This window comes from Jatrophihabitans lederbergiae (genome assembly GCF_031845305.1).
Classification (GTDB): domain Bacteria; phylum Actinomycetota; class Actinomycetes; order Mycobacteriales; family Jatrophihabitantaceae; genus Jatrophihabitans_A; species Jatrophihabitans_A lederbergiae.
Genome location: NZ_JAVREH010000011.1, coordinates 67,559 through 93,743, shown reverse-complemented (window position 1 = coordinate 93,743; position 26,185 = coordinate 67,559). Strand labels below are relative to the sequence as shown.

The following is a 26,185-nucleotide window of genomic DNA, read 5'->3' as shown; positions in this document are numbered from 1 at the left end:
GCTCACCTGCTACGTCCTCTCGTTACGGGGGGGTTGCTCGGTCGCGGGTCGCCGCGCCGCGAAGGCTATTCGACGGGCAGTCCGAGGCCGCGGGCGATGACCATCCGCTGCACCTCAGAGGTTCCCTCACCGATCTCGAGAATCTTGGCGTCGCGGTAGAAGCGCGCCACCGGGTATTCCTCCATGAAGCCGTAGCCGCCGAAGACCTGGGTGGCGACCCGGGTCGCGGACACCGCCGCCTCGGTCGAGTACAGCTTGGCGATGGCCGCGGCCTGCTTGACCTCTTTCACGGAGCGGCCGGCATCCTTGAGCCACGCTGCCTTGTAGGTCAGCGTGCGGGCTCCCTCGACCGCCACAGCCAGGTCGCTGATCGCGAACGCGATGGCCTGGCGCGCGCCGATCGGCTTTCCGAAGGTGTGCCGCTCCTTGGAGTAGCGGATGGACTGCTCCAGGCAGGCCTGGGCCAGTCCGACGGCGAGTGCCGAGATCGCGATCCGGCCGTCGTCCAGGATTGCCAGGAACTGCTTGAAGCCCGCCCCCTCGGTGCCCACCAGGCTCGACTGTGGCACGTGGCAGTCGTCGAAGATCAGGCCGTGGGTGTCAGAGATGCGCCAGCCCAGCTTGTCGTAGGGCGGCTGCACCTCGAAGCCGGGAGTGCCACTGGGCACCAGGATCGCCGAGATCTGCGGCTTGCCGTCGACGGTGCCGGTGCGTGCGGTGACCGTGACGACTGAGGTGATGTCGGTTCCGGAGTTCGTGATGAACGACTTGGCGCCGTTGACAACCCACTCGGCATCGACCAGTTCGGCCTTGGTGCGGGTCGCGCCGGCATCGGAGCCGGCCTCCGGCTCGGTCAACCCGAACGCGGCGAGGGTGCGTCCGGCCACCAGATCGGGCAGCCAACGCTGCTTCTGCTCGTCGTTGCCGAACGTCAGGATCGGGTTGATGCCCAGGCCGACTCCGGCCGACAGGGTGATCCCGATCGACTGGTCCACCCGTCCGAGCTCTTCGATGGCGATGCACAGGGACGTGAAGTTCTCGCCCTTGCCCGCGTCCGCGGCCACGGCGCCGCCGTACTGCTCGGGCACGACCAGACCGAACAACCCCAGCTCACCCATCTTGGGAATCAGTTCGGTCGGAAAGTGATGGTCGCGGTCCCACTGGGCCACGTGCGGGGCGACCTCGGACTCGGCGAAGTCCCGGACGACCTTGCGGAACAGCTCGTGGTCGGCTGACAACTCGAACGACATGTCCACTCCCAGGACGGCACCGGCGATGGTTGACGTTTACGTCAACGTTAAGGACTATAACCGGGTGCCCTCTACGACGGAAGCCTCGCGGACCTGGACGGTGGGGAAACTCGCCGACGAGCTTGGCGTGACGACCCGAACCCTGCGCTTCTACGAGGCCGAGGGGCTCGTGACGCCCGCCCGCGCGGGCACCTCCCGGGTCTATGACCACCGCGACCGCGCTCGGCTGCGGTTGATCCTGCGCGGCAAGCGCTTCGGCATGTCACTGTCCGAGATTCGCGAGATCGTCGACATGTACGACGGTGCCGCCTCATCCGAGCGGCGGCAGCTCGAGACGCTGCTGGCCAGGCTCGGTGAGATCACCACCGACCTGCAGGCGCGCCAGCGTGACCTGGCGCGAACCCTCAGCGAGGTCGGTGACGTGGCTGCCCAGTGCCGGCAGCGACTGGACGAGCTGGGCTGAACTGATTCCGGGAGTGGGACGCGCGACACTGCAGAGCAGCGGGAGTGGGCTATCGGTAACGTGCGCAAGAACCGCCGGCGAGGTTGCCCGGCCGCATCAGGAGGAAAACATGCGCAAGGTGCTTATCGCCAATCGGGGCGAGATCGCCGTCCGGGTCATTCGGGCGGCCAAGGACGCCGGTCTCGGCTCGGTGGCGATCTACGCCGAGCCCGACCGGGACGCCCTGCACGTCCGGATGGCGGATGAGGCCTTCGCGCTCGGCGGCACCACACCCGGGGATTCCTACCTGGTGATCGAGAAGGTGATCGACGCGGCCGTCCGGTCCGGTGCCGACGCGGTGCACCCGGGCTACGGGTTCCTGAGCGAGAACGCCGACTTCGCCGAGGCCGTCGGACTGGCCGGTCTCACCTGGATCGGTCCGTCACCGCAGGCAATCCGCGATCTCGGCGACAAGGTGACCGCCCGCCACATCGCCTTGCGGGCGGGCGCGCCGCTGGTCCCCGGCACCAAGGACCCGGTCAGCGGCCCCGACGAGGTGCTGGCCTTCGCGCAGGAGTACGGCCTGCCGGTCGCCATCAAGGCTGCCTTCGGCGGTGGTGGCCGCGGACTGAAGATCGCCCGGACGTTCGACGAGATCCCCGAGCTGTATGCCAGCGCGGTCCGCGAGGCGGTCAGCGCCTTCGGCCGGGGCGAGTGCTTCGTCGAGCGCTACCTCGACCGGTCCCGGCACGTCGAGGCGCAGGTGCTGGCCGACACCCACGGCAACGTTCTCGTGGTCGGCACCCGGGACTGCTCACTGCAGCGCCGCAACCAGAAGCTGGTGGAAGAGGCACCGGCACCGTTCCTGACCGACGACCAGCGCGAGCGCATCCACTCCTCGGCCAAGGCGATCTGCCGTGAGGCCAACTACACCGGCGCCGGCACCGTGGAGTACCTGGTCGGCAGCGACGGCGTGATCAGCTTTCTCGAGGTGAACACCCGGTTGCAGGTCGAGCATCCGGTGTCGGAAGAGACGACGGGGCTGGACCTGGTGCGCGAGCAGTTCCGGATCGCGGACGGGGAACCGCTGCGCCACACCGAGGACCCGGAGCCGCGCGGCCACGCGATCGAGTTCCGGATCAACGGCGAGGACCCGGGACGCAACTTCCTGCCAGCACCCGGCACGGTCACCACGTACCGGGAACCGGCCGGGCCCGGTGTCCGGGTCGACTCCGGCATCGAGGGTGACTCGGTGATCGGCGGCGCCTTCGACTCGCTGCTGGCCAAGCTGATCGTCTGGGGCGAGACCCGGGACGAGGCGCTGGCCCGGGCCCGGCGAGCCCTGGACGAGTTCACCGTGGACGGCATGGCGACCGCACTGCCGTTTCACCGCGCCGTCGTACGCGACCCGGCCTTCGCACCCGCAGCCGGCGCGCCGTTCACCGTGTTCACCAGGTGGATCGAGACCGAGTTCGACAACCAGATTCCCGCGTTCACCGGCGGTGCGGCCGACGGGACCGGCGCGGACGAGCCGCGCCAGAGCGTGGTCGTCGAGGTGGGCGGCAAGCGCATCGAGGTGTCACTGCCGGCTGGATTCGGCATCGGCTCCCCGGCAACCTCGGCGAAGAAGGCCGCCCCCAAGCGATCGTCGTCCAAGCGCGCCGGTGCTGCGGTGTCCGGCGACGCGCTGGCCGCCCCGATGCAGGGAACCATCGTCAAGGTCGCGGTCAGCGACGGCGACACGGTCGCTGCCGGTGACCTGATCGTGGTGCTGGAGGCGATGAAGATGGAGCAGCCGCTGAACGCGCACAAGTCCGGCACGATCACCGGGCTCGGCGCCGAGCCAGGTGCCGTGGTGACATCCGGCTCGGTCATCTGCGAGATCAAGGACTGATTCATCGTGCTGAGGCGCGAACGCTGAAACGGCGGGTCGGTGCTGGAAAGCACCGGCCCGCCGTCCGCGGTCGATCAGGGTGAGCGCTGGGCTCAGGCCTGGTTGAGCACGGCCTCGATCTCGAGGGTAATGGTGATCTTGTCGCCGATGACCACGCCACCACCGTCCATCGGCATGTCGATGTCGACGCCGAACTCCTTGCGGCTGATCTCGGTGGTGACGGTGAAGCCGGCGCGGGTGCCGCCGTAGGCGTCCGGGCCGATGCCGTTGAGCTCGACCTTGAGCGCGATGTTCTTCGTGATGCCCTTGAGCGTCAGGTCGCCGCGCACCAGGTAGTCGTCACCGGCGCCTTCGAGCGAGGTCGAGGTGAACGTCATGCTCGGGTACTTCTCGACCTCGAAGAAGTCGGCGGAGCGCACGTGCCCGTCGCGCTGGGCGTTGTTGGTGTCGATCGAGCTCAGGTCGATCTCGGCAGTGACGGTCGAGTCGGCCGGATTCGGGGCGGTGACGATGCTGCCGGAGAAGGAGCCGAAGCGGCCCTTGACCTTGCTGACCATCATGTGGCGAACCGAGAACGAGACGTCCGAGTGGGTGGCGTCGATGGTCCAGGTTCCGACGATGTAACCGGGGATCGTTGCTGCGAGGGTCATGACTGACTCCTATCTGATTTAGTGTTCAACTATTGTTGAAGGAACTATCGCAGGTCGGATTCCATTCCACAAACTCTCGCGGCGCGACGGCTCACGCGGGTACCGGCGCAGCGGCAGCGTCTGCAGCTCAGGCGCCCACGGCCCCGCACAGGCGCCGCCGCTGCCGTCCGAGAACCGGAACGAACGGCGTCCTCAGCTGTCCCGGCGCGCGGCGATCCGCTCGATCATCTCGATCCGCTTGCGGGCCAGCGCGACCATCTCACTCGTCCGCGCCTCGACGTGGTCGCTGTCGGCGCCCTGGGAGAACACCATCGCCCAGCCGTTCTCGCCCTCGAGTGCCGGCACCCGCTCGACGAGTTCGGTGCGCGAGACGTGGTGCACCCCCGCGAAGACGTGATCCTCGGTCACCACGGCGACCACCACGTGATCCTCGGGAAGCTCGGTGACGTGACTGACGATGGCGTCGGAGTTGTCGGCGAAAACCCCGGCGGCCTTGATGGTCCGTCGGGATTTCGCTATCTGTTCAGGCGAGACGTCCATGGGTTCCTCTAATCCAGATCGTCGGAATGCATGAGCTGACGAGCAGCCTCGGTCACCGAGCCCGAGATGGACGGGTAGACGGTGAAGGTGGCGGCGAGTTCGTTGACGGTCAGACCCAGCTGCACCGCCATCGCGATCGGCTGGATCAGCTCGGAAGCCTGCGGGGCCACCACCGACCCGCCGATCACCACCCCGGTCGCGGGGCGGCAGTACATCTTCACGAAACCCTCGGCGACGCCCTGCATCTTGGCGCGGGCGTTGCCGGCCAGTGGCAGCAGCACGGTCCGGGCCGGCACCGCGCCGGACGTGACGGCCGCGTGCCCGATGCCGACGGTGGCGATCTCGGGATGGGTGAAGACGTTGGCCGCCACGGTCTTGAGCCGCAGCGGCTGGACGGCCTGCCCGAGCGCGTGCCACATCGCCACCCGGCCCTGCATCGCCGCGACCGAGGCCAGCAGCAGCACGCCGGTGCAGTCACCGGCGGCGTAGATGCCCGGAACCCGCGTTCGCGACACCCGGTCGACGGAGATGAAGCCGGAGTCGGTCAGGTCCAGACCGACATTCTCCAGGCCCAGGTCGGCGGTGTTCGGAACCGACCCGACGCACATCAGCACGTGTGAGCCCGACACCGTCCGGCCGTCGGTCAACTGGACCTCGACACCGTCCCCGGTGCGCTCGACCTTCTGCGCGCGGGCCTGCTTCATGAGCGCTCCGCCGCGCGCGGTGAACACCTTCTCAATGACGTCCGCCGCGTCCGGGTCCTCACCGGGAAGGACCTTCTCGCGGCTGGAAACGAGCGTGACGGGCGCGCCCATCTCGCTGTAGGCGGAGGCGAACTCGGCTCCGGTGACCCCCGAGCCCACGACGATGAGGTGGCTGGGCAGCTCGTCGAGGTCATAGACCTGACGCCAGGACAGGATGCGCTCGCCGTCCGGCTCGGCTCCGGGCAGCACCCGAGGCGTGCCGCCGGTGGCGATCAGCACCACATCGGCCTCGACCTGCCGGGTGGCAGGGGGGCCGGACTCTTCGGACTCGTGCTCGATCACCTCGAGGGCGAACGTCCGTCCCGGCTGCGCCTCGGTGAAGCGCGCCCGGCCGAGCACGACGGTGACGCCCTGGCGCAGCAGTCGCGTGCGGATGTCGGCGGACTGGTTCGCCGCAAGCGCCAGCACCCGGTGGTTCACCACCGACAGCTGCACGCTGACGTCGCTGGCTGCCTGCGCGCACACCCCGAGGGTGGGGGCATCACGGAAGGCGGTCACCTTCTCCGACGTCGCGATCAACGTCTTCGACGGAACGCAGTCGTACAGCACGCAGGCGCCGCCGACCCCGTCGGACTCGATCACCGTGACGTCCGCGCCGAGCTCGGCCGCGACCTGGGCGGCCTCGTATCCGGCAGGGCCGCCTCCGACAATCGCGATACGTGTCACGACGGCCATTGTCCCTCCTTGCGCGGAGCGCTGAGCCGGCCGGGGCTGACAGGGCCGAGACGGGCAGTCGGTACGCTCGCCTACCGTGCCCCTCTACGCCGCGTACGGATCGAACATGGACCCGTCCCAGATGCGCAGCAGATGCCCGCACTCGCCGTTCGCCGGCACCGGCTGGCTACCGAACTGGCGGCTGACCTTCGGTGGCGAGGACCTCGGCTGGGAAGGCTCGCTCGCCACGCTCGTCGAAGAGCCCGGAGCGTCGGTCTTCGTGGCGCTGTACGACATCACCGCGGCAGACCGGGTCGCGCTCGACAAGTGGGAGAGTGCCGACTCAGGCCTCTACCGGACGTCCCGGCTGCGGGTTTCCACCCTGGACCGCGACGTGCTCGCGTGGACGTACGTCCTCAACGGCTACGAGGGCGGCCTGCCCTCGGCGCGTTACCTCGGCCTGATCGCCGAGGGCGCGGAGGCCGCCGGCGCGCCGGCCGACTACGTGAATGAGTTACGCGGTCGACCCTGTCGCTCCATCGGCGCCTGACGGCCCGTCACGCCTGGAAGTCAGTCCGCAGACGGGCTCTCGGCCGCGGCCTCGTCGAACAGCTGGTCGAGGATCGCGGTGGTGAACCGGACGCCGACCGCCAGCGCGTCCTCGTCGATGTCGAAGCTTGACTGGTGCAGGTCGCCGCTCTGGCCGCCGGGTGAGCGAACCCCGAGCCTGGCCAGCGAGCCGGGCACGGTCTGCAGGTACCAGGCGAAGTCCTCGCCGCCCATGGACTGCGGGGTGTCGGACACCGCGTGCGGCCCGAACGCGGCCAGCGCCGCCCGGGTCTGGATCGCGACCAGGGCACCGTCGTTCGTCACCGCCGGAACGCCGGAGTCGTAGTCGATCTCGATCTTGACGTTCGTGGCCGCGACGGTCTGCTCGGCAAGCTCCCGGACCACGCCTTCGAGCTGGTTCCACAGCTGCCCATCGAGCATCCGCAAGGTGCCGCGCAGGATGCCGGTCGGTGGGATCGCGTTCGCGGCGGCCCCGGCATTCACCGCGCCCCACACCAGGGACACCGCCGAGCGCGGGTCCACCCGCCGCGACAGCAGCCCCGGCAGCTCGGTGATGAGCTTGCCCAGGGCGTAGACGACGTCAACGGTGAGGTGCGGACGGGCCGTGTGACCGCCCGGACCACTGAGCCGGATCTCGATCTGATTGAACGACGCGGTGATGGGGCCGACGCGCAGGCCCACCTGCCCGGCGTCCAGCTTCGGATCGCAGTGCAGCGCGAACATCGAGCTGACACCGGCCAGACCGCCCTCATCGACGACAGCTTCCGCACCGCCGGGCATCCGCTCCTCAGCCGGCTGGAAGATCAGCCGGACGGAACCAGCGAGCGGCTGCGCCCGCGCCAGGGTGGCGGCCACACCCAGCAGGATCGCGGTGTGGGCGTCGTGGCCGCAGGCGTGGCAGCTGCCCGGGTTCTGAGACGCGTACTCCACGGTCTTGGAATCCGGCAGGGGCAGCGCGTCGATGTCAGCCCGCAGGGCCACGAACTCCGGGCCGGCGCCGATATCGCAGACGACCCCGGTGCCGATCGACAGCGGCTTCGGCTCGAGCCCGAAGCTGGTCAGCAGGGCGACGATCCGCTCGGTCGTCCGGTGCTCGGCGTAGGCGATCTCGGGATGGGCGTGCAGATCACGCCGCCAGTTCACCAGCTCGGCGTCGTTGCCTGCCAGCCAGTCCACCGCGTGGTCGTGAAGCGTTGCCATCTGCACGCCGAAACCTTAGCCGCCTCACGGGACGGCCCGGTTCGCGTATCGGTCCACTGCTCAGGCAGTGCCGTCCACGGCGGTGCTGTTCACGGCGGCCAGGATCCGGCTCGCGGCCTGGTCGGCGGTCAGCTCCCCGGCCAGCACCGCCCGCTCGCACGCCTCGACGACCTCGCGGTTTCCAGGTGCGTTCAGCTGGTCCAGCAGCCGATCGGCGACCATCGCGCGGGTCCACTCCACCAGCTGCTGACGCCGAAGCTCGGCGAACCGGCCCTCGGCCACCAGCTTGTCGCGATGGCGGCACACGTGCTTCCACACCCGCTCCAGGCCGGTGTTGTTCAGCGCGCTGCAGGTCAGAATGGGTGCCTGCCACTCGTCCCGGCTGCCACGCAGCAGTCGCAGCGCTCCGGACAGCTCGCGCGCCGCCCGCTGCGACTCGTCCTCGTGCGGGCCGTCCGCCTTGTTCACCGCGATGACGTCGGCGATCTCAAGAATGCCGCGCTTCATGCCCTGCAACTGGTCGCCGGTGCGGGCCAGCGTCAGGAAGACGAACGTGTCGACCATGTCCGCTACCAGGTACTCCGACTGCCCCACGCCGACCGTCTCGACGAGCACCACGTCATACCCGGCCCCCTCCATGATCAGCAGCGTTTCGCGCGTCGCCTTGGCGACCCCGCCGAGCGTGCCTGAGCTGGGCGAGGGCCGCACGAACGCGGCCGGATCGGCTGCCAGCCGGGTCATCCGGGTCTTGTCGCCGAGGATGCTGCCCCGGCTGCGGGTCGAGGACGGGTCGACGGCCAGCACCGCCACCCGGTGACCCCGTGCCGTGAGGTTGCTGCCGAGGGTGTCGATGAAGGTCGACTTGCCGACGCCGGGCACGCCGGTGATGCCGACCCGCTGGGCTCCGCCGGTATGCGGCAGCAGCTCCTTCAACAGCTGCTGCGCCTGCTCGCGGTGGTCGGCCCGCCGCGATTCCACCAGCGTGATCGCGCGGGCCACCGCCGCCCGGTCGCCGGCGAGCACCCGCTCAGCGAGACCGCCCATCAGCCGTCGGACTGCTGAGCGTTCAGCAACGCCAGCAGGTCCAGCGCCGCCGTCGCGATCACGGTGCCCGGCGGGTAGATGGCCGCCGCTCCGGCCGCGTGCAGCTCGTCGAAGTCCTGCCGCGGGATCACGCCGCCCACGACGATGAGGATGTCCGAACGCCCATACGCCGCAAGCTCATCCCGCAGTGCCGGCACCAGCGTCAGGTGGCCGGCGGCGAGGGAGTTCACCCCGACGACGTGCACGTCGGCCTCGACGGCCTGGCGCGCGACCTCGGCCGGCGTCTGGAACAGCGGGCCGACGTCGACGTCGAAGCCGAGGTCCGCGAACGCCGTGGCAATCACCTTCTGGCCGCGATCGTGGCCGTCCTGCCCCATCTTCGCGACCAGGATGCGCGGCCTGCGGCCGTGGTCGTCGGAGAACCTGTCGGTGGCCGCCCGGGCCTCGTCGATCGCACTCACCTTGCCCGCCTCTTCGCTGTAGACACCGGAGATGGTTCGGATCTGGCTCGCGTGCCGGCCGTACACCTTCTCCAACGCGTCCGAGATCTCGCCGACGGTGGCCTTCGCACGGGCGGCGTCGATGGCCAGCGTAAGCAGGTTCTGCTCCAGCCCGGCCGGTCGGCTGCCGTCCGCCGCGGCCTTCGCCGCGCGGGTCAGCGCAGCCAGCCTCGCCTCGACCTCGGACGGGTCGCGGTCCTCACGCAGCCGCCGCAGCTTCTCCGCCTGCGACTGCCGGACGGCGGAGTTGTCGATCTTGAGGACGTCCAGATCCTCCTCCTGCGCCAGCCGATACTTGTTCACGCCGATCACCGGCTGGCGACCCGAATCGATTCTGGCCTGCGTCCGGGCGGCGGCCTCTTCGATACGTAGCTTCGGCAGGCCCAGCTCGATCGCCGCGGCCATCCCACCGGCCTTATCGACCTCCTGGATGTGGCCCCAGGCGCGCCGCGCAAGGTCGTAGGTGAGCTTCTCGACGTAGGCGCTGCCACCCCATGGATCGATGACCTGAGTGGTTCCGGACTCCTGCTGCAGCAGCAGCTGAGTGTTGCGCGCGATCCGCGCCGAGAAGTCCGTCGGCAGCGCCAGCGCCTCGTCCAGGGCATTGGTGTGCAGCGACTGGGTGTGGCCCTGGGTTGCGGCCATCGCCTCGACGCAGGTCCGGACGGCGTTGTTGAAGACGTCCTGGGCGGTCAGCGACCAGCCGGACGTTTGAGAATGGGTTCGCAACGACAGGGACTTGGGGTTGCGGGGATCGAACTGTCGCAGCAGTTTCGCCCACAGCAAACGGGCCGCTCTGAGCTTGGCCACCTCCATGAAAAAGTTCATGCCGATGGCCCAGAAGAACGACAGCCGGGGTGCGAAGGCGTCGATGTCCATGCCCGCGGCCAGGCCGGCCCGGATGTACTCCACGCCGTCGGCGAGGGTGTATGCCAGCTCCAGATCGGCCGTCGCGCCCGCTTCCTGGATGTGGTAGCCGGAGATCGAGATGGAGTTGTACCGGGGCATCCGCGCGGACGTGTACGCGAAGATGTCGCTGATGATGGTCATGGACGGAGTGGGCGGATAGATATAGGTGTTGCGGACCATGAACTCCTTGAGGATGTCGTTCTGGATGGTGCCGGTCAGCTGCTCCGCCGCCACACCCTGCTCCTCGGCCGCGACCACGAACAGCGCCAGGACGGGCAGTACCGCGCCGTTCATGGTCATCGACACGCTCATCCGGTCCAGCGGGATGCCGCTGAACAGCTCGCGCATGTCATAGATCGAGTCGATGGCGACACCGGCCATGCCGACGTCGCCGATCACCCGCGGGTTGTCGCTGTCATAGCCCCGGTGCGTGGGCAGGTCGAAGGCGACGGACAGCCCCTTCTGACCGGCTGCCAGGTTGCGGCGGTAGAACGCGTTCGACTCCGCCGCGGTGGAGAACCCCGCGTACTGGCGGATCGTCCACGGCTGGTTGACGTACATCGTCGGGTACGGACCGCGCAGGAACGGCGCGATGCCGGGATAGGTGTCGAGAAAGTCGACGTCGACCAGGTCGGCCCCGGTGTACAGCGGGGCGACGTCGATGCCCTCGGGCGTCGCCCAGTGCGGGACGCCGGACTCAGCTGTTCTGGCTTCCCCCGATGTACTTTCCCCCGATGTACTGGCAGGGCCGAGGGGTAGGTTGCTGAAGTCGGGAATCACACCGGTACCCCCACATCGCTGAGCATCGAGCGCAGGACCGCGACCGCGTCGCACCCCGAGTACAGCGCGGCGTCGATCGCGCCGGACTGTTCTCCAGAGCCGTCCCTGACCAGCAGGTCGGGACTGCCGGCTATCCACACCGTCCGGGCGCCGGCCGCCTTCAGGGCCGTAGCGGCAGCGCTGGCCTCGCCGGCATAGATCCGGTCCGAGGAGCACAGGCACGCCACCACCGCACCGCTGGCCGCGAATCCCGCCAGCAGGTCGGCCAGCTCGCCGGTTGCCACCACCGGTTCCAAGCCGCCGGCACCCAGCAGGTTGCGGGTGAAGCTCAACCGCCCGGTGTGGGCCGCGACCGGCCCGAGGGCAGCCAGGAACACCCGCGGCCGGGCTCCGGTCGAGGCCAGCCAGGCGTCACTCGCATCGCGCAGCGCCTCGAACGGCTCCGCCGCCCGCAGCCGCGGCAACCCACCGGACGGCGCGGCCGGAGCCGGCCGGCGGCTGAGCAAGGTCTCGGAGTTGACGGCGTACTCACTGACGCCGGTAATCGGCGTCCGGCGGTGCGCGATGTCGTCCTGGCGACGTTGCCGGGTGCTTGCCAGCAGGCTCGCTATCGCACCGGATTCCAGTGCGGCCACCGCTCCACCGGCTCGCTCCAGCGCGGTGAACTTCTGCCACGCCGCCTCGGCCAGCCGCTCGGTGAGCGATTCGACGTACCAGGAGCCACCGGCAGGGTCGATCACCCGCGCGAGGCTGGCCTCGTCGTGCAGCACGGCGGAGGTGTTGCGGGCGATCCGGCGGCCGAAGTCGTCCGGCAGCCCCAGCGCGGAGTCGAACGGCGCCACGGTGATGGCCTGAGCGCCCCCGACGGCGGCGGCGAAGCAGCCGATGGTCGTCCGGAGCAGGTTCACCCAGGGATCGCGGCGGGTCAGCATCGAGGCCGCGGTGACGGCATGCTGTTGCTGGCCGCGGTCCTCGCCGGCGGCGCCGCTCAGCTCACCGACGCGGTTCCAGACCCGGCGCGCGGCCCGCAGCTTGGCGATCGAGGCGAACTGGTCCGCCGACACCGCATAGCGAAACTCGATCATGCCCAGTGCGGCGTCGAGCGGTACCCCCGCGTCGGTCAGCGCCCGAAGGTAGGCCACCCCCACCGCCACGCTGATAGCGAGCTCGTCACCGTCGCCGCCGCCCGCGTCGGAGTAGACGGTGGCGTCCACGGTCACCGGACGCAGCTTGGGATGGCCCGCGGCCAGCCCGGCGAGGTCGACGACCAGGGTGAGGTCGGGTGTCGAGCCGGTCCGGGCCGCGTACCCGATCGGGTCGCCGCCGAGCGAGCCAGTCAGGTCGGTCGCCGGGGTGCCGTGATCGGCCGCCAGCCGCAGCAGGGTCTCGGCTGCCGCACGGGAATCCGGACCGGCGTCCAGGACGATCGGGGCGAGATCGAGATGGACGCCGTCGAGCACTCGGGGCAAGTCCGCGGCGGTCAGCCCGGCACTGTGATTTCCGCTGCCGCCGAGCACCAGCCACAGTGACGAGACGCCGTTGCGCAGGTCGTCCAGAACGGCGCGGTTGGCAGCGAGCGGGTCGGGGTCGAGGTGCCGTGCGCGTACGTCCCAGCCGGTGCGGGCGGCACCCTCGGCGGTAGCGCCACGGGTGAACGGCGGGCTGCCCGGCACGCCGGCGGAACCCGCCGGCGCATCGGCCGCGGTGTAGAGCGGAGCGATCTCGATACCGTCGTAATTCCGCGCGGCCAGAGCCGTCTCGGGCGGGGCGTCGGAAGGCACCGGACGGCCCGACTTGGTCAGCACGGCCGCGACCAACTCCTGCCACTGCGCACGCGACGCTGCCGGGAAGTCAGCCGCGAGATCGAGATGTGCCGGGGGCGCCGTCATAGCGCGAATGTTAGAGGTGTGTCCGCTTCGCCGGGCGCTGGGCGTGGGGCAAGTCTCGCCACTAGGCTCATCCCCCGTGACCGAGACCTCCGATACCTCAGATCCCCAGCAGGCGGCGCGCGCGGCCGCCAAGGCGCTGGCTGCGAGAACCGGCGCGGCACGGCACGATGTCGCGCTCGTTCTCGGCTCCGGCTGGCTTCCGGCGGTGGACGCGCTCGGCTCCCTCGCCTCGGCGGATCTGGAGTTTCCCACTACCGACCTGCCCGGCTTCCTGCCGCCGGCGGTGGCGGGGCATGCGGGTGTCATCCGGTCACTGGAGGTGCACGGCAAGCGGGTACTCGCCTTCCTCGGCCGCACCCACTTCTACGAGGGCCGGGGCGTGGCCGCGGTGGTGCACGGCGTCCGGGTCGCAGCCGCTGCCGGGTGCTCGGTCACCGTGCTGACCAACGGCTGCGGCGGGTTGCGCCAGGACATGTCGGTCGGCGATCCGGTGCTCATCTCGGACCACCTGAATTTGACCGCAACGTCCCCGCTCGTCGGGCCGCGATTCGTCGACCTCACCGATCTGTACTCGCTACGGCTACGCCAGTTGATGCGCGACATCGACCCGTCGCTGGCCGAGGGCGTGTACGCCCAGTTCCCCGGACCGCATTACGAGACTCCCGCCGAGGTGCGGATGGCCCGGACGATGGGCGCCGACCTGGTCGGCATGTCGACCGTGCTCGAGGCCATCGCGGCCCGCGCCGAAGGGTGCGAGGTGCTCGGCATCTCACTGGTCACCAACCTGGCCGCGGGCATGACCGGGCAGCCGCTGAATCACGAAGAGGTGCTGGCCGCGGGCAAGGCGGCGGCCACCCGGGCGGGTGGCCTGCTCGGCGAACTGGTGGCCCGGCTGTGACGATCCTGCTCACCGGCTCGAGCGGCCGGATCGGCACGTCCCTGCGGGTCTCGCTGCCCGAACTCGGCTGGAAGCTGCGGTGCCTGGACCGGGTGCCCGCCGAGCCGCCCTCCGGTTCCTCGGCCTCCTCTGCACCATCGGACTCTGCGCCATCGGACTCTGCACCATCGGACACGGACGAGATCGTCGCGGACCTCAGCGACCTCGCTGCCCTGGATCGCGCGATGGCCGGAGTCGACGCCGTCGTGCACCTGGCCGGCCAGCCCACCGAGGCGCCGTGGCCCACCGTGCGGGACTCCAACATCGAGGGTGTGTACCAGCTGTTCGAGGCTGCCCGCCGGGCCGGGGTGGCCCGGGTCGTCTACGCATCCTCGAACCACGCGGTCGGTTTCACCCCGCACGGCACGACCGAACTGGCCGCCGACACCCCCGCTCGACCGGACACCCTGTACGGCGTCAGCAAGGTGTTCGGCGAGGCGCTGGGCCGCTACTACGTCGAGCGCTACGGCATGCGGGTTGCCTGCTTGCGGATCGGGACCTTCGCCGACGCGCCACCGGACGACCGGGCGCTGGCGACCTGGCTGTCGCCGGGTGACTGCGCGCGGCTGGTGGACGCCTGCCTGCGCAGTGAAGATCTCACCTTCGCCCAAGTCTGGGGCGTGTCGAACAACCGTCACCGGTGGTGGTCGCTGGCCGCCGGCGAGGCCTTGGGCTACCACCCGATGGACGACGCCAGCCAGCACCGATCCGATCCGGGAAACGCGGGCGCCGTGGATGCCTTCGTGGGTGGCGGTTTCACCCATTCGGCTTTCGGCATAGCTGAAATCCTGGACGCCGCGGGGAAGAGGTCCTGATGGCTACCGACCACGCGGTCGAACGGTCGGTCGAGCTGTCGGCCCAGGTGCGGGACTGGATCGCCGACGATCCGGACGAGGACGCGGCCGGCCGGCTGCGGTCGTTGCTGGACCGCGCCGAAGCCGGGGACGAGGCCGCCGCCGCTGAGTTGGCCGAGCGGTTCGCCGGCCCGCTGACGTTCGGCACCGCCGGCTTGCGTGGCCCACTGCGAGAAGGCCCCAATGGCATGAACACCGCGGTGGTCCGGCGGGCCGCTGCCGGGCTCGCCGCCCAGCTGATCGATGCCGGAAAGGCCGGCGGCATCGTGGTGATCGGCTACGACGGCCGGCACGGGTCGCAGTCCTTCGCCCGCGACTCCGCCGCGATCTTCGCCGCAGCCGGCTTCGATGCCAGGCTGCTGCCCCGGATGCTGCCCACCCCGCTGCTCGCCTTCGCAGTCCAGCGGCTGGGCGCGGTAGCCGGGATCATGGTGACCGCGTCACACAATCCGCCGCGGGACAACGGCTACAAGGTGTACGCCGGTGACGGCGCCCAGATCGTCTCGCCGATGGACCGCGACATCGAGGCGCACATCCGGGCGGTGCCACCCGTACGCGCGATAGCCCTGGCCGAGAGCTTTCACACCATCGACGAATCCCTCGTCTCTGACTACGTGAACGCCATCGCTGGCCTCGTGCGGCCGGATACCCCACGCGAGCTGGACATCGTGCACACGTCGATGCACGGGGTGGGCGCGTCCGTCGTCCGGGCGGTGTTCGCCGCGGCCGGGTTCGCCGCACCCGTCGAGGTTCCCGAGCAGGCGGAGCCCGATCCCGACTTCTCCACGGTGGCCTTTCCGAACCCCGAGGAACCGGGCGCGATGGACCTCGCCCTGGCGCTGGCCCGCGAGCGACACGCCGACCTGATCATTGCCAACGACCCGGACGCCGACCGGTGCGCCGTGGGCGTGCCGTTCCCGGACGCCGCCGGTTCCAGCTCGGATAGTGCCGGGTGGCGAATGTTGCGCGGGGACGAGGTCGGTGCCCTGCTGGCGGACTGGCTACTGCGCAACGGGGTCCGTGGCACCTATGCGACCACCGTCGTGTCCTCCACGCTGCTCTCGTCGATGGCGGCCAAGCATGGCGTGCCGTTCGCTGAGACCCTCACCGGATTCAAGTGGATCTCCCGTGCGGCACCGGACCTGGTGTTCGGCTACGAGGAGGCGCTCGGCTACGCGGTGGCGCCCTCGCTGGTGCGGGACAAGGACGGAATCTCGGCGGCACTGCTGATCGCGGAGCTGGCGGCCAGCCTCAAGGCCGAGGGCTCCTCGCTGCCGCGGCGGCTGGCGGAACTGGCGGCCGAGTACGGACTGCACGCCACCCGGCAGCTGTCCTGGCGGCTGGCCGACGTGGCTGACATCAGCGCCGCCATGAGCCGGTTACGCGGCAATCCGCCCGCGCAGCTGCTGAGCAGCGCGGTGACCGTCATAGACCTTGCTCCGGACAACGACGTGCTCATCCTGCGGTTCTCCGGCGGCCGGGTGGTCGTGCGTCCCTCAGGCACCGAGCCCAAGTGCAAGGCCTACCTGGAGCTGGTGCTCGGCGCCGACGCAGCCGCCGACGAGGCAGCGCGCGAAGCGCAGGCCGACCGAGCACTGAGCCGATTGGGCGACGAGGTCACCACCGCGCTCGCGCTGTGACCGTCGCGAGTGGGTGTCCGAAGGGGGTTGGGGTCACGTCGGCCCACCGGCGACTCGCCGACGACCAGTCGGCGGCGACATCAGAATCGGTAGTGGCGGGTCACGGGGCCGACGATCCAGACGCCAGCGCCACCACGAACTTCGGGCCGCACCATGATTCGGACCCCTGTGCCCGGAGGCTTGGGTGGCGTCACTGACCACCACGGTTTGAGGTCCACCTGCATTGCATGCAGCCGGATCTTGCCCGGAGCCTCTGTCGGCGCGGCGTCCAGGATGTCCAAGGCATCCATGACGCCGTCGAACTCCTCGTCAGAGAAAATGAAGGCACCGTCGGTGGTTTCAGATGCGAGGGAGAGCTCGAAATCGGGAGTCACGAACAGGTGCTTGTAGGCAGGCGGCTCCGTCACATACGAACCCTAGCAGCGTGCCACTCTGCCACTTTGCCATCCGATCATTCAGGCGTAGTGTCAGACACTATGAGTGCGACCACAACCCTTCAGATGGCCGCTAATGGGCGGCTGGTAATCGCGGCTCCCATCCGCAAGGAGCTCGGTCTGGACAGTGAGCCCGTGGTGTTCCTGGCTGAGGTTGTCAGCGGACGACTCGTTCTCACCCCTGCGGATGTCGTGCCACGGACCGAACGAGAGTGGCTCACAAGCCCGGAGGTCACCGCGCTCCTCGATCAGGCCGATGAGCACCTAGCGGCTGGCGAGGTTGCACCTCTGACCCGTGCCGACGTCGCGCGACTGCGACGTGAACGAGCAGGCAAGTCGAGCCAGCGGGCCTGACCCCCGCCAGCAGGGCGGGAAGGTGCACCGGCCTTGGACGCCCTCTACCCTTGACCGCCTGCGAGCCCGTTGACACCACCACGACGGAGAGCTCTGGAAACTCAGTCCGAGGGCATCATCGGGCAGGGGCCGGTCAGCAGGACCGTCGGTGCGACCTGGTGAATGGACTTCTGCGGAGTGCAACCGGTCTGGTGCAACGCGCCGCCGGTGAACCGGTAGGTCGTCCAGAAGTTGTGTCCGGTAGCGAAGTTGGGCTTGTAGTCGTTGTCCAGCCCGGCGACGTCGAGGTAGCCGTCACCGTTCAGATCGGCCGCCCTCGGCACGCCGGAGTCGAAGGTCACGCTGGTGGCCGGCGAACTGACCAGGGCGGAGCCGCGCAACTGCACCACCTCGGCGTTACCCGCATGGGAGCCCACGCTGGAGGAGACCACGCAGTTCGGATGCTGGCCGGCGGCGCAGACGAGCGTGGCCGTCCAGCCGTAGCCCAGCCGCCCGACCCACCATTGGACGTGCTGACTCGTACCGCCGGACGTCCGTACCAGTTCGAGCACCGGGGTGCTCCGCAGGTTCTGAACACCCGAGGCGGCGGTCGCGGAACTGGACCAGAGCCGGACGGCGTAGTCGGCGTTCAGCGCCACCGGTGGCTGTGGTGTGCAGGCGTACTGCTGGCAGGGTGGCTTGGCGGCGCTGGCGGGCACGCTGGAACTCTGCGAACTGGAGTTCTGGGAGCTGGAGTTCTGCGAGCTGGAATTCTGGGCCGCGGAGGTCGCCGCCGACCCCGGGCCGCCGTGCGTAGAACAGCCCGCTGCCAGCACCATCCCGATCAGGCCGGCGACCGCCAGCATCGAAAGATGGCGCCGTCCGTGCAGCGACCTGCTCGCGAGCTTGCTCATGCACTTCTACCTTCTCGACGCGGCGACCGGATGCGGGAACGGCCGAGTCAGTGAGTCTCGCTAGAGGAACGCGGGTCCGGTCAGAACCGTTTCCGGTCCCGGCATCAACTCGATAACAAGTGCGTGCTGCCGCACCACCGGCACAGCAGTCCTCAGCCCCGACCAGACGCACTCGGCGACGCGGACGGTACCGATGACGCGGACGGTACCGATGACGCGGCCGGCGGGGAGCCGACCAGAGCGGGAGCTGACGGGGAGGGCGGTGCGCCGCTCCGTTGCGGAGCCACCGGCGTCGCGGTGCTGTCCCGCTCGATCACCGCCTGCAGCTGGCCACTGGAGTCGATGGCCACCTCGGCGAAGAAGCCCCGCACCGAGGCCGCGATCAGCTGCGCCGGAGTGCACCGGCTGTCGGCCGGTGGGCAGATCGTGCCGCCGGAGATCACGACCACCGAGGCCGCAATCCTCGCGCTGAACCGCTGCGGCGAACTGACCCGGTAGCGCGTGCTGCCGTCCGACGCTGTGCTGACATCGGCGAACTCGTACCGGATGCGTCGCGTCGCGGCGTGGTAACCGCTGACGTACACCAGGGCGTTGCCCTCTGGGCGGGTGACCGGCGGCGGCAACACCGGAGACGCGCTGGCGGAGGTCGTGGAGGGGGTCGCGCTGGCGAGGACGGCCGAGGAGCGTGGATCGGTCGTCGCCGTGGGCGCTCGGACCGGCCGCCGCCTCGACTCGACGGGTGGCGCACCGGTGACCGACGGCGTCACCCCAAGGGAGCTCGACTGCGGACGCGACGGATCGGTAGCCGGCGCCGTCAACGGCTGCGCTCCGGCCAGCGTGGTGCGGTGGCTGCTTCCAGGCGCTATACCCGCTGGGGCGGTCCTGACAGCGGCGGCGGCTGGGGTGGTGGCGACGGGGATGGTGGTAACAGCGGCAGTGGCACGCGCCGTCAGGTGCGACGGGGGCGGCACATCCGACAGCCGGATGGTCGAGGCGGTGATCACCGTGGCAGCTATTGCCACCGAACCGCCGATGGCCGCGAGCAGCACACCCCCGCCGACGACGAACGGCCCCAGCACCACGTGCCGGGCGGTCACACCGGCAATGCCGCGCCGCCTGGGCGGAACCTCTTCGAACATGCGCTGACTCCTGACAGCTGCGGTGGACCGGCCCGGCCGCATGGACGTCGCTACTGCTCATGACGTCCTGGCGAGCCGATTCGTTGCACCATCCCGGCACCGTCTCAGCACCTGGGACTGCTGAGGCGGCCGGAGTGAGGAGCGGCGGAAAGGCACGCTGATACCAGACCCGCTACCGCGGTCCACAGTGCTTATCGTTCGGACCCGCTACCGCGGTCCACAGTGCCTGATGGTTCGGACCGCTAACGCGGTCCACAGTGCTTATCGTTCGGACCCGCTACCGCGGTCCACGGTGCTTATCGTTCGGACCCGCTAACGCGGTCCGAACTGCCGGTCGCCGGCGTCGCCGAGGCCCGGGACGATGTAGGCGTTGGCGTTCAGGCCCTCGTCGATGCTGGCGGTGAACAGCCGGCTTGCCAGCCCACTGCGCTCCACGGTCGCCAGCCCTTCCGGCGCGACCAGGGCGCAGATGACGGTGATGTCGGCGGCTCCCCGCGAGGCCAGCAGCCCACAGCAGTGCACCAGCGAGCCTCCGGTGGCCAGCATCGGGTCCAGCACCAGCACCGGACGGCCGGCGAGCGTATCGGGCAGCGAGGACATGTACGCCTCGGGCAGGTGGCTCTCCTCATTGCGGGCCAGGCCCACGAATCCCATCTGGGACTCGGGAAGCAGGTTGAACGCGGCCTCCGCCATGCCCAGGCCGGCGCGCAACACCGGCACCAGCAGCGGCGGGTTGGCGAGCGTGGTGCCCAGCGTCGGACCGACCGGCGTGGTGACGGGCAGTTCGGTGACCGGCAACTCCCGGGTGGCCTCGTACACCAGCAGTGTCGACAGCTCACGCAGCGCGGCACGGAACTCGGCGTTGCTGCTGGTCTCGTCCCGCATGACCGAAAGGCGGGTCCGGACGATGGGATGGTCTACCACGACGGTCTGCACGCGGGGAGCCTATCGGCCAACGGGAGCCTATCGACGAGAAGCCGCCCGACGAATGTCGGGCAAAGCCAGCGCACCGGCCTAAGATATTGCGGTGAGCGCAACCCTGACACCGCCTGACACCGCCGTACAGCTCCCGGTACAGACGTCTGACCTCACGCGGGACAACGCCACGCTCCGCCGCTTCCTGCACGGCCTGCCGGGTGTCGACCAGGTCGGCGCCGAGGGCCGCGCCGCGGCCCTGGCCACCCGCAGCATCAAGACCACCGCGAAGGCGTGGGCGATCGATACCGCGATCCGGATGGTCGACCTCACCACCCTGGAAGGCTCGGACACCGCAGGCAAGGTCCGCTCGCTGTGCGCCAAGGCCGTCCGGCCGGATCCGAGCGACCCGACGGCGCCGCCGGTCGCCGCCGTCTGCGTGTATCCCGACATGGTTCCGTTCGCGGTCGAGGCGCTCGAGGGCAGCCCCGTCCAGATCGCCTCGGTCGCGACCGCGTTCCCGTCCGGGCGCGCGGCGCTGAAGACCAAGCTGGTCGATGTGGCGGAGGCGGTCAGCTATGGGGCGACCGAGATCGACATGGTGATCGACCGTGGCGCTTTCCTGTCCGGGAACTACCTGCGGGTCTTCGACGAGATCACCGCCGTCAAGCGCGCCTGCGGGACGGCGCACCTCAAGGTGATCCTCGAGACCGGCGAGCTGGCCACCCTGGACTCGGTGCGCAGGGCGTCCTGGCTAGCCCTGCTGGCCGGTGGCGATTTCATCAAGACGTCCACCGGAAAGATCTCACCGGCCGCCACACCGCCGGTCGCGCTGGTGATGCTGCAGGCGGTCCGGGACTTCGCGGCGCGCACCGGCGACGTGCGCGGGGTGAAGCTGGCCGGCGGAATCCGCACTACCAAAGAGGCCATCCGCTACCTCGTCATGGTGAACGAGGTGACCGGCGAGCGGTGGCTGACCCCCGACAAGTTCCGTTTCGGTGCGTCCTCGCTGCTCAATGACCTGTTGCAGCAACGGCACAAGCTGTCCACCGGCGCCTACGACGGCGGCGACTACATCTCGATCGACTGATGGTGGCTCGGCTGAGGTTCACGCTATCGACTTATCGGAAAGGTCCCCAGTGAGCGCGTTCGAGTACGCCCCCGCTCCGGAGTCCCGCGACATCGCGCGGCTCAAGCCGTCGTACGGCATCTTCGTGGACGGCGAGTTCCGGGCCGGTCGCGGTGAGGCCATCAAGACCATCAACCCCGCCGACGAAGAGCCGCTCGCCGAAGTCGCCGAGGCCGACGCCACCGACGTCGACGACGCGGTGGCCGCTGCCCGCCGGGCCTATGACGGGACCTGGTCGAGGCTGCCGGGATCCGAGCGGGCGAAGTACCTGTTCCGGATCGCCCGGGCGATCCAGGAGCGGGGCCGCGAGCTGGCCGTGCTCGAGACGCTCGACAACGGCAAGCCGATCAAGGAATCGCGCGACGTCGACGTCCCCACCGCCGCCGCGCACTTCTTCTACTACGCCGGCTGGGCCGACAAGCTCGGCTACGCGGGCTACGGGCCGAACCCGCGTTCGATCGGCGTGGCCGGTCAGATCATCCCGTGGAACTTCCCGCTGCTGATGGCGGCCTGGAAGATCGCGCCGGCGCTGGCCACCGGCAACACGGTCGTGCTCAAGCCGGCCGAGACGACGCCGCTGACCGCGATCACCCTTGCCGACATCATCGCCGAGTGCGACCTGCCGCCGGGCGTGGTGAACATCCTGCCCGGCGGACCAGCCGTCGGACAGGCCCTGGTAGACCATCCGGACGTGGACAAGATCGCGTTCACCGGCTCGACCGCGGTGGGGAAGGCAATCCAGCGCTCGGTGGCTGCCTCGGGCAAGCGGGTGTCGCTGGAGCTGGGCGGCAAGGCGGCAAACATCATCTTCGACGACGCCGCGATCGACCAGGCCGTCGAGGGAATCGTCAACGGCATCTTCTTCAACCAGGGCCACGTCTGCTGCGCCGGGTCCCGGTTGCTCGTGCAGGAGTCCGTGCACGACGAGGTCGTCGCAGCCCTGCAGGACCGGCTGCGCACGCTGCGCCTGGGCGACCCGCTGGACAAGAACACCGACATCGGTGCGATCAACTCGGCCGCCCAGCTCGTCCGGGTGCGCGCGCTGGCCGACTCCGGTGACTCCGAGGGCGCGGTTCGCTGGTCGCCGGAGTGCACCCTTCCCGACAAGGGCTTCTGGTTTCCGCCGACCGTATTCACCGGCGTCAGCCAGGCCAACCGGATCGCGCGGGAAGAGATCTTCGGCCCGGTGCTGTCCGTACTGACCTTCCGTACTCCCCAAGAGGCGGTCGACAAGGCCAACAACACGCCGTACGGGCTGTCCGCCGGGGTGTGGACGGAAAAGGGCTCGCTCATTCTTTGGATGGCGAACCGGCTGCGCGCCGGTGTGGTGTGGGCCAACACGTTCAATCGATTCGACCCGACCTCGCCGTTCGGCGGCTATCAGGAATCCGGGTTCGGCCGCGAGGGTGGCCGGCACGGGCTGGAGGCATACCTTGCCCAGTAAGTCACGCGCGCTGACCCCCCTACCGGAAGGGCTGTCGGCGGCGCCGGAGCGGCTGGCCGTCCGCAAGACGTACAAGCTCTACATCGGCGGGGCGTTTCCCCGCTCGGAGTCCGGACGCTCGTACCCGGTGACGGCGGCCTCCGGCGAGCTGCTCGCGCACGCGGCGCAGGCGTCCCGCAAGGACCTGCGCGACGCGGTGACGGCGGCCCGCAAGGCGTTCGGCGGCTGGTCCCGGGCGACCGCGTACAACCGCGGCCAGGTGCTGTACCGGATCGCGGAGATGCTCGAGGGACGGCGGGAGCAGTTCGTCGCCGAGATCGCCGCGGCCGAGGGCGTGCCCGCCGGGAAGGCGGCCACCCAGGTGGACGCCGCAATCGACCGGTGGGTCTGGTACGCCGGCTGGACGGACAAGTATGCCCAGGTCGTCGGTGGCGCGAACCCGGTGGCCGGACCGTATTTCAACTTCTCGATGCCCGAGCCGTCCGGAGTGGTCGGCATGATCGCGCCCCAGGAGTCGTCCCTGCTGGGGTTCGTCTCCGTGGTGGCGCCGGCGATCGCGCTGGGTAACACCGTCGTCGTGATCGCGTCGCAGGACCGTCCGCTGTCCGCGGTGTCGCTGTCCGAGGCGATCGCGACCTCGGATCTGCCCGGTGGGGTGGTGAACCTGCTCACCGGATCGGTGTCGGAGCTGGCGCCGTGGCTGGCCAGCCACCGCGATGTCAACTGCCTGGACCTGACCGGTGTCGAACCCGCCGCCCGTGTTCCGCTGGCGCAAGCCGCGGCCGACACGGTCAAGCGCGTGTTCGCGCCGCACGGTGTGGACCTCGACGCCGACCCCGGTACGGCGCGGCTCACGGCCTTCGTCGAGACCAAGACCGTCTGGCACCCGCTGGGCATCTGAGGGTGAGGCGGTAAGTTCGCTGCCATGCCGTTCTTCGTTGACCCCATCGCCGCCGTCTCCCTCACCGCCAACGGGCGAACGGGCATCACCCTCTTCGCGCCGCCGTGGCAGGACAGCGACGGCGAGGAGTGGCAGGGATTCCTCGGCGACGGGGCCAAGATCGTCCTGCTCGGCACCGCCGACGAGCTGAACACCTGGCTGGGTGACAACCCCGACCACGACCTCGCCGATCATCCGGCGTGGAAGTCCTTCGCGAACAAGGGCAAGGCCGCCCTCAGTCCCGCGGCCAAGGCTCATTACGACTTCGACGCCGTGTACGAGCTCGCGGCGGCTGAGGGGGAGCCGGAGACGGTGTCCAAGCTGGCCGACACGGTCGACGTCGCGGCACGGATCGCGGACTGCTGCGAGGACGGCAAGCTCCGCTCACTGCTGAACGGCACCCGCGAGTACGCGCTGCTCGTCGAGGGCGACACGAGCTACCACGGCAAGGACGGGGCCGCGGAATGGTCCCGGCTCGGCGACGTGATCGCCGAGTCGTGGGAGCGGGCACTGGTGCGGATCGAGTCCTGGCTGCGCTGGGAGGGCAGCAGCGCGGCGGCTGCCACAGCCGGTGAGTCGGTGGCCGGTAAGGCGGTTCCTGGCGGGGCCAGCGCTGCCGATGTGGTCGGAGAAGACGGGGCGATCCGGTGACCCCGCCGACCGAGTTCACCGCCGCCGAGGCACGCCGCCTGCTGGACTCAGGCGCCGCCTCCGCGCGCGAGCTCGCCGACTTCTACCTGGCACGCATCGAGCGGTTGAATCCGGAGCTCTGCGCCGTCATCGCGGTGGACGTCGAGGGCGCCCGAGCCGCCGCCGCAGCCAGCGACGCCCGGCGGCCCGACGGCAAGTCGCTCGGCGAGCTGGACGGCGTTCCCATCCTGATCAAGGACAACATCGAGGCGGTGGGGCTGCCCGGAACCGCGGGTTCGCGCGCCCTGCTCGGCTCGCCGCCCACCGCTGACGCTCCCCTGGTGACCGCTCTGCGCGACAGCGGACTGGTCGTGCTCGGTTCGACCAACCTGTCGGAGTGGGCGAACTTCCGCTCGACGACGTCGACCAGCGGCTGGAGCGCGGTCGGTGGCCAGACCCGCAACGCCTTCGACACCGGCCGCAATACCTCGGGGTCCTCGTCCGGATCAGGCGTGGCGGCCGCGGCCGGGCTGGCTCCGCTGACGATCGGCACCGAGACCGACGGCTCGATCGTCTCGCCCGCGGGCGTGTGCGGAGTGGTGGGGTTCAAGCCCACCCGCGGATCGGTACCTGGCACGGGCATTGTCCCGATCAGTTCCCAGCAGGACGTGGCCGGCCCGATGACCCGCTCGGTCGCGGACGCCGCGAGCCTGTACGCGGTGATGTCCGGGCAGCCCTCGGCCGGCTCGGTGGCGCCGTCAGGCCTCGGCGACCGGCCGATCGCGGTGTGGCGCCCAGCGGGACTGGTCGGCGACGTTGCCGCCGTGTTCGACGCGGCCGTCGCCAGGCTGGCCGACGCCGGCTGCTCGCTGCGAGAAACCCAGGGCGCGCTGGCGAGCCCGTTCCAGGACGCCGAGTTCGACGCGCTGGTGGCGGAGTTCTCCGTGCAGCTGCCGGCCTACCTCGCCGGACGGCAGGGAGCCCATCCGCGCGACTGGGACGAGCTGCTCGCCTTCAACCGCGCGGACGATGTGGAGCTGTCCCGGTTCTCCGACGAGATCTTCCAGCTCTGCCGGGATACGGCCGCTGCCGGTGGCACCGATACCGACAAGTACCGCAAGGCGCGCGAGGACGCCAACGCCTCGTGTGCCCGAGCACTGGAATCGGTCCTGGCTGACTGCGACTTCGCGATCGCTCCGACCAACGCACCGGCCTGGCCCATCGGCTACGGCGAGCTGGAAGAGCCTGGCCTGCTGACGTCGTCGCTGTGCGCGGTGACCGGCGCGCCCTCGATCAGCCTGCCCGCGGGACTGGTCGACGGCTTGCCGATCGGCATCAGCGTTCTCGCCCGGCGGGGTCAGGACCAGCAGCTGCTCGGCTTCGCGGCCGCCTTCGAGGCGCTGCTGCCGGACCAGCGTTACCCGTACTCGTAGGACTGACCCAGCAGCCAGTGCGGTCACTCACCAGAGAAGGCGTCACTCAGCGTAATTCCACAATCGGCGTAGAGTCACGGGAGCCAAGCCACATCCTCCCGAACGGGGCGCGCTTGCTCTCATTGGTCGTCGCAATATGGTCATCGCCTTTCCCTCGCAAGACCCCCGATACGTCTTCGCGGCGCTGGTGGAATCCGAACGGGTCATCAACATCTCTGTCGGCGTGATGATGGAACGCTCCGACGTGACCGAGGACGAGGCTCGCACGCTGCTGTCCGACGCCGTCCGCCGGACGGGATGCAAGCAGTCAGCCGTGGCCAAGCAGTACATCGAAACCGGAACGCTCTAGTCCTGACG

The 26,185-nt window shown here is 69.7% G+C and carries 25 protein-coding genes; 13 read left to right on the top strand and 12 right to left on the bottom strand.

What is annotated here, in order from left to right; translation table 11 throughout:
- Nucleotides 1-65: 65 nt before the first annotated feature.
- Nucleotides 66-1,250, bottom strand: coding sequence for an acyl-CoA dehydrogenase family protein (locus RM423_RS10980; RefSeq protein WP_311423072.1), 1,185 nt, complete (start codon nucleotides 1,248-1,250; stop codon nucleotides 66-68).
- Between the two features lie 64 nt (nucleotides 1,251-1,314).
- Here RM423_RS10980 and RM423_RS10975 point away from each other — a divergent pair, with 64 nt between their 5' ends.
- The gene (locus RM423_RS10975) at nucleotides 1,315-1,713 is read left to right on the top strand and encodes a MerR family transcriptional regulator (protein ID WP_311423071.1); all 399 of its coding nucleotides are present in this window, start codon (nucleotides 1,315-1,317) and stop codon (nucleotides 1,711-1,713) included.
- Between the two features lie 109 nt (nucleotides 1,714-1,822).
- Nucleotides 1,823-3,586, top strand: coding sequence for an acetyl/propionyl/methylcrotonyl-CoA carboxylase subunit alpha (locus tag RM423_RS10970; RefSeq protein ID WP_311423070.1), 1,764 nt, complete (start codon nucleotides 1,823-1,825; stop codon nucleotides 3,584-3,586).
- Nucleotides 3,587-3,678: 92 nt separating this feature from the next.
- Here the strand turns inward: RM423_RS10970 and RM423_RS10965 are convergent, their stop codons facing one another.
- From RM423_RS10965 to RM423_RS10955, 3 genes are all read right to left on the bottom strand, one after another.
- Nucleotides 3,679-4,236, bottom strand: a complete 558-nt coding sequence (locus RM423_RS10965) for a YceI family protein (RefSeq protein WP_311423069.1) — start codon at nucleotides 4,234-4,236, stop codon at nucleotides 3,679-3,681.
- Between the two features lie 192 nt (nucleotides 4,237-4,428).
- Nucleotides 4,429-4,776 (bottom strand): hypothetical protein, encoded by a 348-nt coding sequence (locus RM423_RS10960; RefSeq protein ID WP_311423068.1) that lies wholly within the window; start codon nucleotides 4,774-4,776, stop codon nucleotides 4,429-4,431.
- 8 nt (nucleotides 4,777-4,784) lie between these two features.
- A complete protein-coding gene (locus tag RM423_RS10955) occupies nucleotides 4,785-6,206 on the bottom strand; it encodes an NAD(P)H-quinone dehydrogenase (RefSeq protein WP_396327685.1) in 1,422 nt (473 codons plus the stop codon).
- 85 nt (nucleotides 6,207-6,291) lie between these two features.
- On the opposite strand from RM423_RS10955, the gene RM423_RS10950 reads away from it, so the two are divergent.
- Nucleotides 6,292-6,744: a gamma-glutamylcyclotransferase family protein gene (locus RM423_RS10950; RefSeq protein WP_311423066.1), complete on the top strand. Its 453-nt coding sequence runs from the start codon at nucleotides 6,292-6,294 to the stop codon at nucleotides 6,742-6,744.
- 20 nt (nucleotides 6,745-6,764) lie between these two features.
- Here the strand turns inward: RM423_RS10950 and RM423_RS10945 are convergent, their stop codons facing one another.
- The 4 genes from RM423_RS10945 to RM423_RS10930 are packed head-to-tail and all read right to left on the bottom strand — an operon-like array spanning nucleotide 6,765 to nucleotide 13,086.
- Nucleotides 6,765-7,964: an amidohydrolase gene (locus RM423_RS10945; protein WP_311423065.1), complete on the bottom strand. Its 1,200-nt coding sequence runs from the start codon at nucleotides 7,962-7,964 to the stop codon at nucleotides 6,765-6,767.
- A 60-nt stretch (nucleotides 7,965-8,024) separates the two neighbouring features.
- Nucleotides 8,025-9,008, bottom strand: coding sequence for a methylmalonyl Co-A mutase-associated GTPase MeaB (meaB, locus tag RM423_RS10940; RefSeq protein ID WP_311423064.1), 984 nt, complete (start codon nucleotides 9,006-9,008; stop codon nucleotides 8,025-8,027).
- Nucleotides 9,008-11,197 (bottom strand): methylmalonyl-CoA mutase, encoded by a 2,190-nt coding sequence (gene scpA, locus RM423_RS10935; RefSeq protein WP_311423063.1) that lies wholly within the window; start codon nucleotides 11,195-11,197, stop codon nucleotides 9,008-9,010. Before scpA ends, meaB begins: the two co-directional genes overlap by 1 nt.
- Complete coding sequence (locus RM423_RS10930; protein WP_311423062.1) at nucleotides 11,194-13,086, bottom strand: methylmalonyl-CoA mutase subunit beta; 1,893 nt, start codon at nucleotides 13,084-13,086, stop codon at nucleotides 11,194-11,196. Before RM423_RS10930 ends, scpA begins: the two co-directional genes overlap by 4 nt.
- A 76-nt stretch (nucleotides 13,087-13,162) precedes the next feature.
- Between RM423_RS10930 and RM423_RS10925 the strand changes: the two genes are divergently transcribed.
- From RM423_RS10925 to RM423_RS10915, 3 genes are read left to right on the top strand one after another with little or no spacing between them, the layout of a single operon-like run.
- Complete coding sequence (locus RM423_RS10925; protein ID WP_311423061.1) at nucleotides 13,163-13,984, top strand: purine-nucleoside phosphorylase; 822 nt, start codon at nucleotides 13,163-13,165, stop codon at nucleotides 13,982-13,984.
- Nucleotides 13,981-14,838 (top strand): NAD-dependent epimerase/dehydratase family protein, encoded by an 858-nt coding sequence (locus RM423_RS10920; RefSeq protein ID WP_311423060.1) that lies wholly within the window; start codon nucleotides 13,981-13,983, stop codon nucleotides 14,836-14,838. Before RM423_RS10925 ends, RM423_RS10920 begins: the two co-directional genes overlap by 4 nt.
- The gene (locus RM423_RS10915) at nucleotides 14,838-16,517 is read left to right on the top strand and encodes a phospho-sugar mutase (RefSeq protein ID WP_311423059.1); all 1,680 of its coding nucleotides are present in this window, start codon (nucleotides 14,838-14,840) and stop codon (nucleotides 16,515-16,517) included. The genes RM423_RS10920 and RM423_RS10915 overlap by 1 nt, the downstream gene beginning before the upstream one ends.
- Nucleotides 16,518-16,597: 80 nt before the next feature.
- On the opposite strand, the gene RM423_RS10910 is transcribed toward RM423_RS10915, so the two are convergent.
- Nucleotides 16,598-16,891, bottom strand: coding sequence for a hypothetical protein (locus RM423_RS10910; protein WP_311423058.1), 294 nt, complete (start codon nucleotides 16,889-16,891; stop codon nucleotides 16,598-16,600).
- A 126-nt stretch (nucleotides 16,892-17,017) separates the two neighbouring features.
- Between RM423_RS10910 and RM423_RS10905 the strand changes: the two genes are divergently transcribed.
- Nucleotides 17,018-17,305 (top strand): hypothetical protein, encoded by a 288-nt coding sequence (locus RM423_RS10905; protein ID WP_311423057.1) that lies wholly within the window; start codon nucleotides 17,018-17,020, stop codon nucleotides 17,303-17,305.
- 101 nt (nucleotides 17,306-17,406) lie between these two features.
- Here the strand turns inward: RM423_RS10905 and RM423_RS10900 are convergent, their stop codons facing one another.
- From RM423_RS10900 to upp, 3 genes are all read right to left on the bottom strand, one after another.
- A complete protein-coding gene (locus RM423_RS10900; protein ID WP_311423056.1) occupies nucleotides 17,407-18,198 on the bottom strand; it encodes a hypothetical protein in 792 nt (263 codons plus the stop codon).
- Between the two features lie 152 nt (nucleotides 18,199-18,350).
- Nucleotides 18,351-19,337, bottom strand: a complete 987-nt coding sequence (locus RM423_RS10895) for a hypothetical protein (protein ID WP_311423055.1) — start codon at nucleotides 19,335-19,337, stop codon at nucleotides 18,351-18,353.
- A gap of 312 nt (nucleotides 19,338-19,649) precedes the next feature.
- Nucleotides 19,650-20,273 (bottom strand): uracil phosphoribosyltransferase, encoded by a 624-nt coding sequence (upp, locus tag RM423_RS10890; protein ID WP_311423054.1) that lies wholly within the window; start codon nucleotides 20,271-20,273, stop codon nucleotides 19,650-19,652.
- Nucleotides 20,274-20,376: 103 nt separating this feature from the next.
- Here upp and deoC point away from each other — a divergent pair, with 103 nt between their 5' ends.
- The 6 genes from deoC (at nucleotide 20,377) to RM423_RS10860 (ending at nucleotide 26,177) form a co-directional block, all read left to right on the top strand.
- Nucleotides 20,377-21,342: a deoxyribose-phosphate aldolase gene (gene deoC / locus RM423_RS10885; RefSeq protein ID WP_396327684.1), complete on the top strand. Its 966-nt coding sequence runs from the start codon at nucleotides 20,377-20,379 to the stop codon at nucleotides 21,340-21,342.
- A gap of 49 nt (nucleotides 21,343-21,391) precedes the next feature.
- Complete coding sequence (locus RM423_RS10880) at nucleotides 21,392-22,825, top strand: aldehyde dehydrogenase family protein (protein ID WP_311423052.1); 1,434 nt, start codon at nucleotides 21,392-21,394, stop codon at nucleotides 22,823-22,825.
- Nucleotides 22,815-23,726, top strand: coding sequence for an aldehyde dehydrogenase family protein (locus tag RM423_RS10875; protein ID WP_311423051.1), 912 nt, complete (start codon nucleotides 22,815-22,817; stop codon nucleotides 23,724-23,726). The genes RM423_RS10880 and RM423_RS10875 overlap by 11 nt, the downstream gene beginning before the upstream one ends.
- Before the next feature lie 24 nt (nucleotides 23,727-23,750).
- The gene (locus RM423_RS10870) at nucleotides 23,751-24,416 is read left to right on the top strand and encodes a hypothetical protein (RefSeq protein ID WP_311423050.1); all 666 of its coding nucleotides are present in this window, start codon (nucleotides 23,751-23,753) and stop codon (nucleotides 24,414-24,416) included.
- A complete protein-coding gene (locus tag RM423_RS10865; protein WP_311423049.1) occupies nucleotides 24,413-25,828 on the top strand; it encodes an amidase family protein in 1,416 nt (471 codons plus the stop codon). The genes RM423_RS10870 and RM423_RS10865 overlap by 4 nt, the downstream gene beginning before the upstream one ends.
- 136 nt (nucleotides 25,829-25,964) lie before the next feature.
- Nucleotides 25,965-26,177: an ANTAR domain-containing protein gene (locus tag RM423_RS10860; RefSeq protein WP_311423048.1), complete on the top strand. Its 213-nt coding sequence runs from the start codon at nucleotides 25,965-25,967 to the stop codon at nucleotides 26,175-26,177.
- Nucleotides 26,178-26,185: the final 8 nt, after the last annotated feature.

Coding starts and splice junctions, on each gene's coding strand:
- RM423_RS10980 (WP_311423072.1), bottom strand. CDS start 1,250: ATGTCGTTCGAGTTGTCAGCCGACCACGAGCTGTTCCGCAAGGTCGTC.
- RM423_RS10970 (WP_311423070.1), top strand. CDS start 1,823: ATGCGCAAGGTGCTTATCGCCAATCGGGGCGAGATCGCCGTCCGGGTC.
- RM423_RS10965 (WP_311423069.1), bottom strand. CDS start 4,236: ATGACCCTCGCAGCAACGATCCCCGGTTACATCGTCGGAACCTGGACC.
- RM423_RS10960 (WP_311423068.1), bottom strand. CDS start 4,776: ATGGACGTCTCGCCTGAACAGATAGCGAAATCCCGACGGACCATCAAG.
- RM423_RS10945 (WP_311423065.1), bottom strand. CDS start 7,964: ATGGCAACGCTTCACGACCACGCGGTGGACTGGCTGGCAGGCAACGAC.
- meaB (WP_311423064.1), bottom strand. CDS start 9,008: ATGGGCGGTCTCGCTGAGCGGGTGCTCGCCGGCGACCGGGCGGCGGTG.
- RM423_RS10930 (WP_311423062.1), bottom strand. CDS start 13,086: ATGACGGCGCCCCCGGCACATCTCGATCTCGCGGCTGACTTCCCGGCA.
- RM423_RS10915 (WP_311423059.1), top strand. CDS start 14,838: ATGGCTACCGACCACGCGGTCGAACGGTCGGTCGAGCTGTCGGCCCAG.
- RM423_RS10905 (WP_311423057.1), top strand. CDS start 17,018: ATGGCCGCTAATGGGCGGCTGGTAATCGCGGCTCCCATCCGCAAGGAG.
- RM423_RS10900 (WP_311423056.1), bottom strand. CDS start 18,198: ATGAGCAAGCTCGCGAGCAGGTCGCTGCACGGACGGCGCCATCTTTCG.
- RM423_RS10895 (WP_311423055.1), bottom strand. CDS start 19,337: ATGTTCGAAGAGGTTCCGCCCAGGCGGCGCGGCATTGCCGGTGTGACC.
- RM423_RS10870 (WP_311423050.1), top strand. CDS start 23,751: ATGCCGTTCTTCGTTGACCCCATCGCCGCCGTCTCCCTCACCGCCAAC.
- RM423_RS10860 (WP_311423048.1), top strand. CDS start 25,965: ATGGTCATCGCCTTTCCCTCGCAAGACCCCCGATACGTCTTCGCGGCG.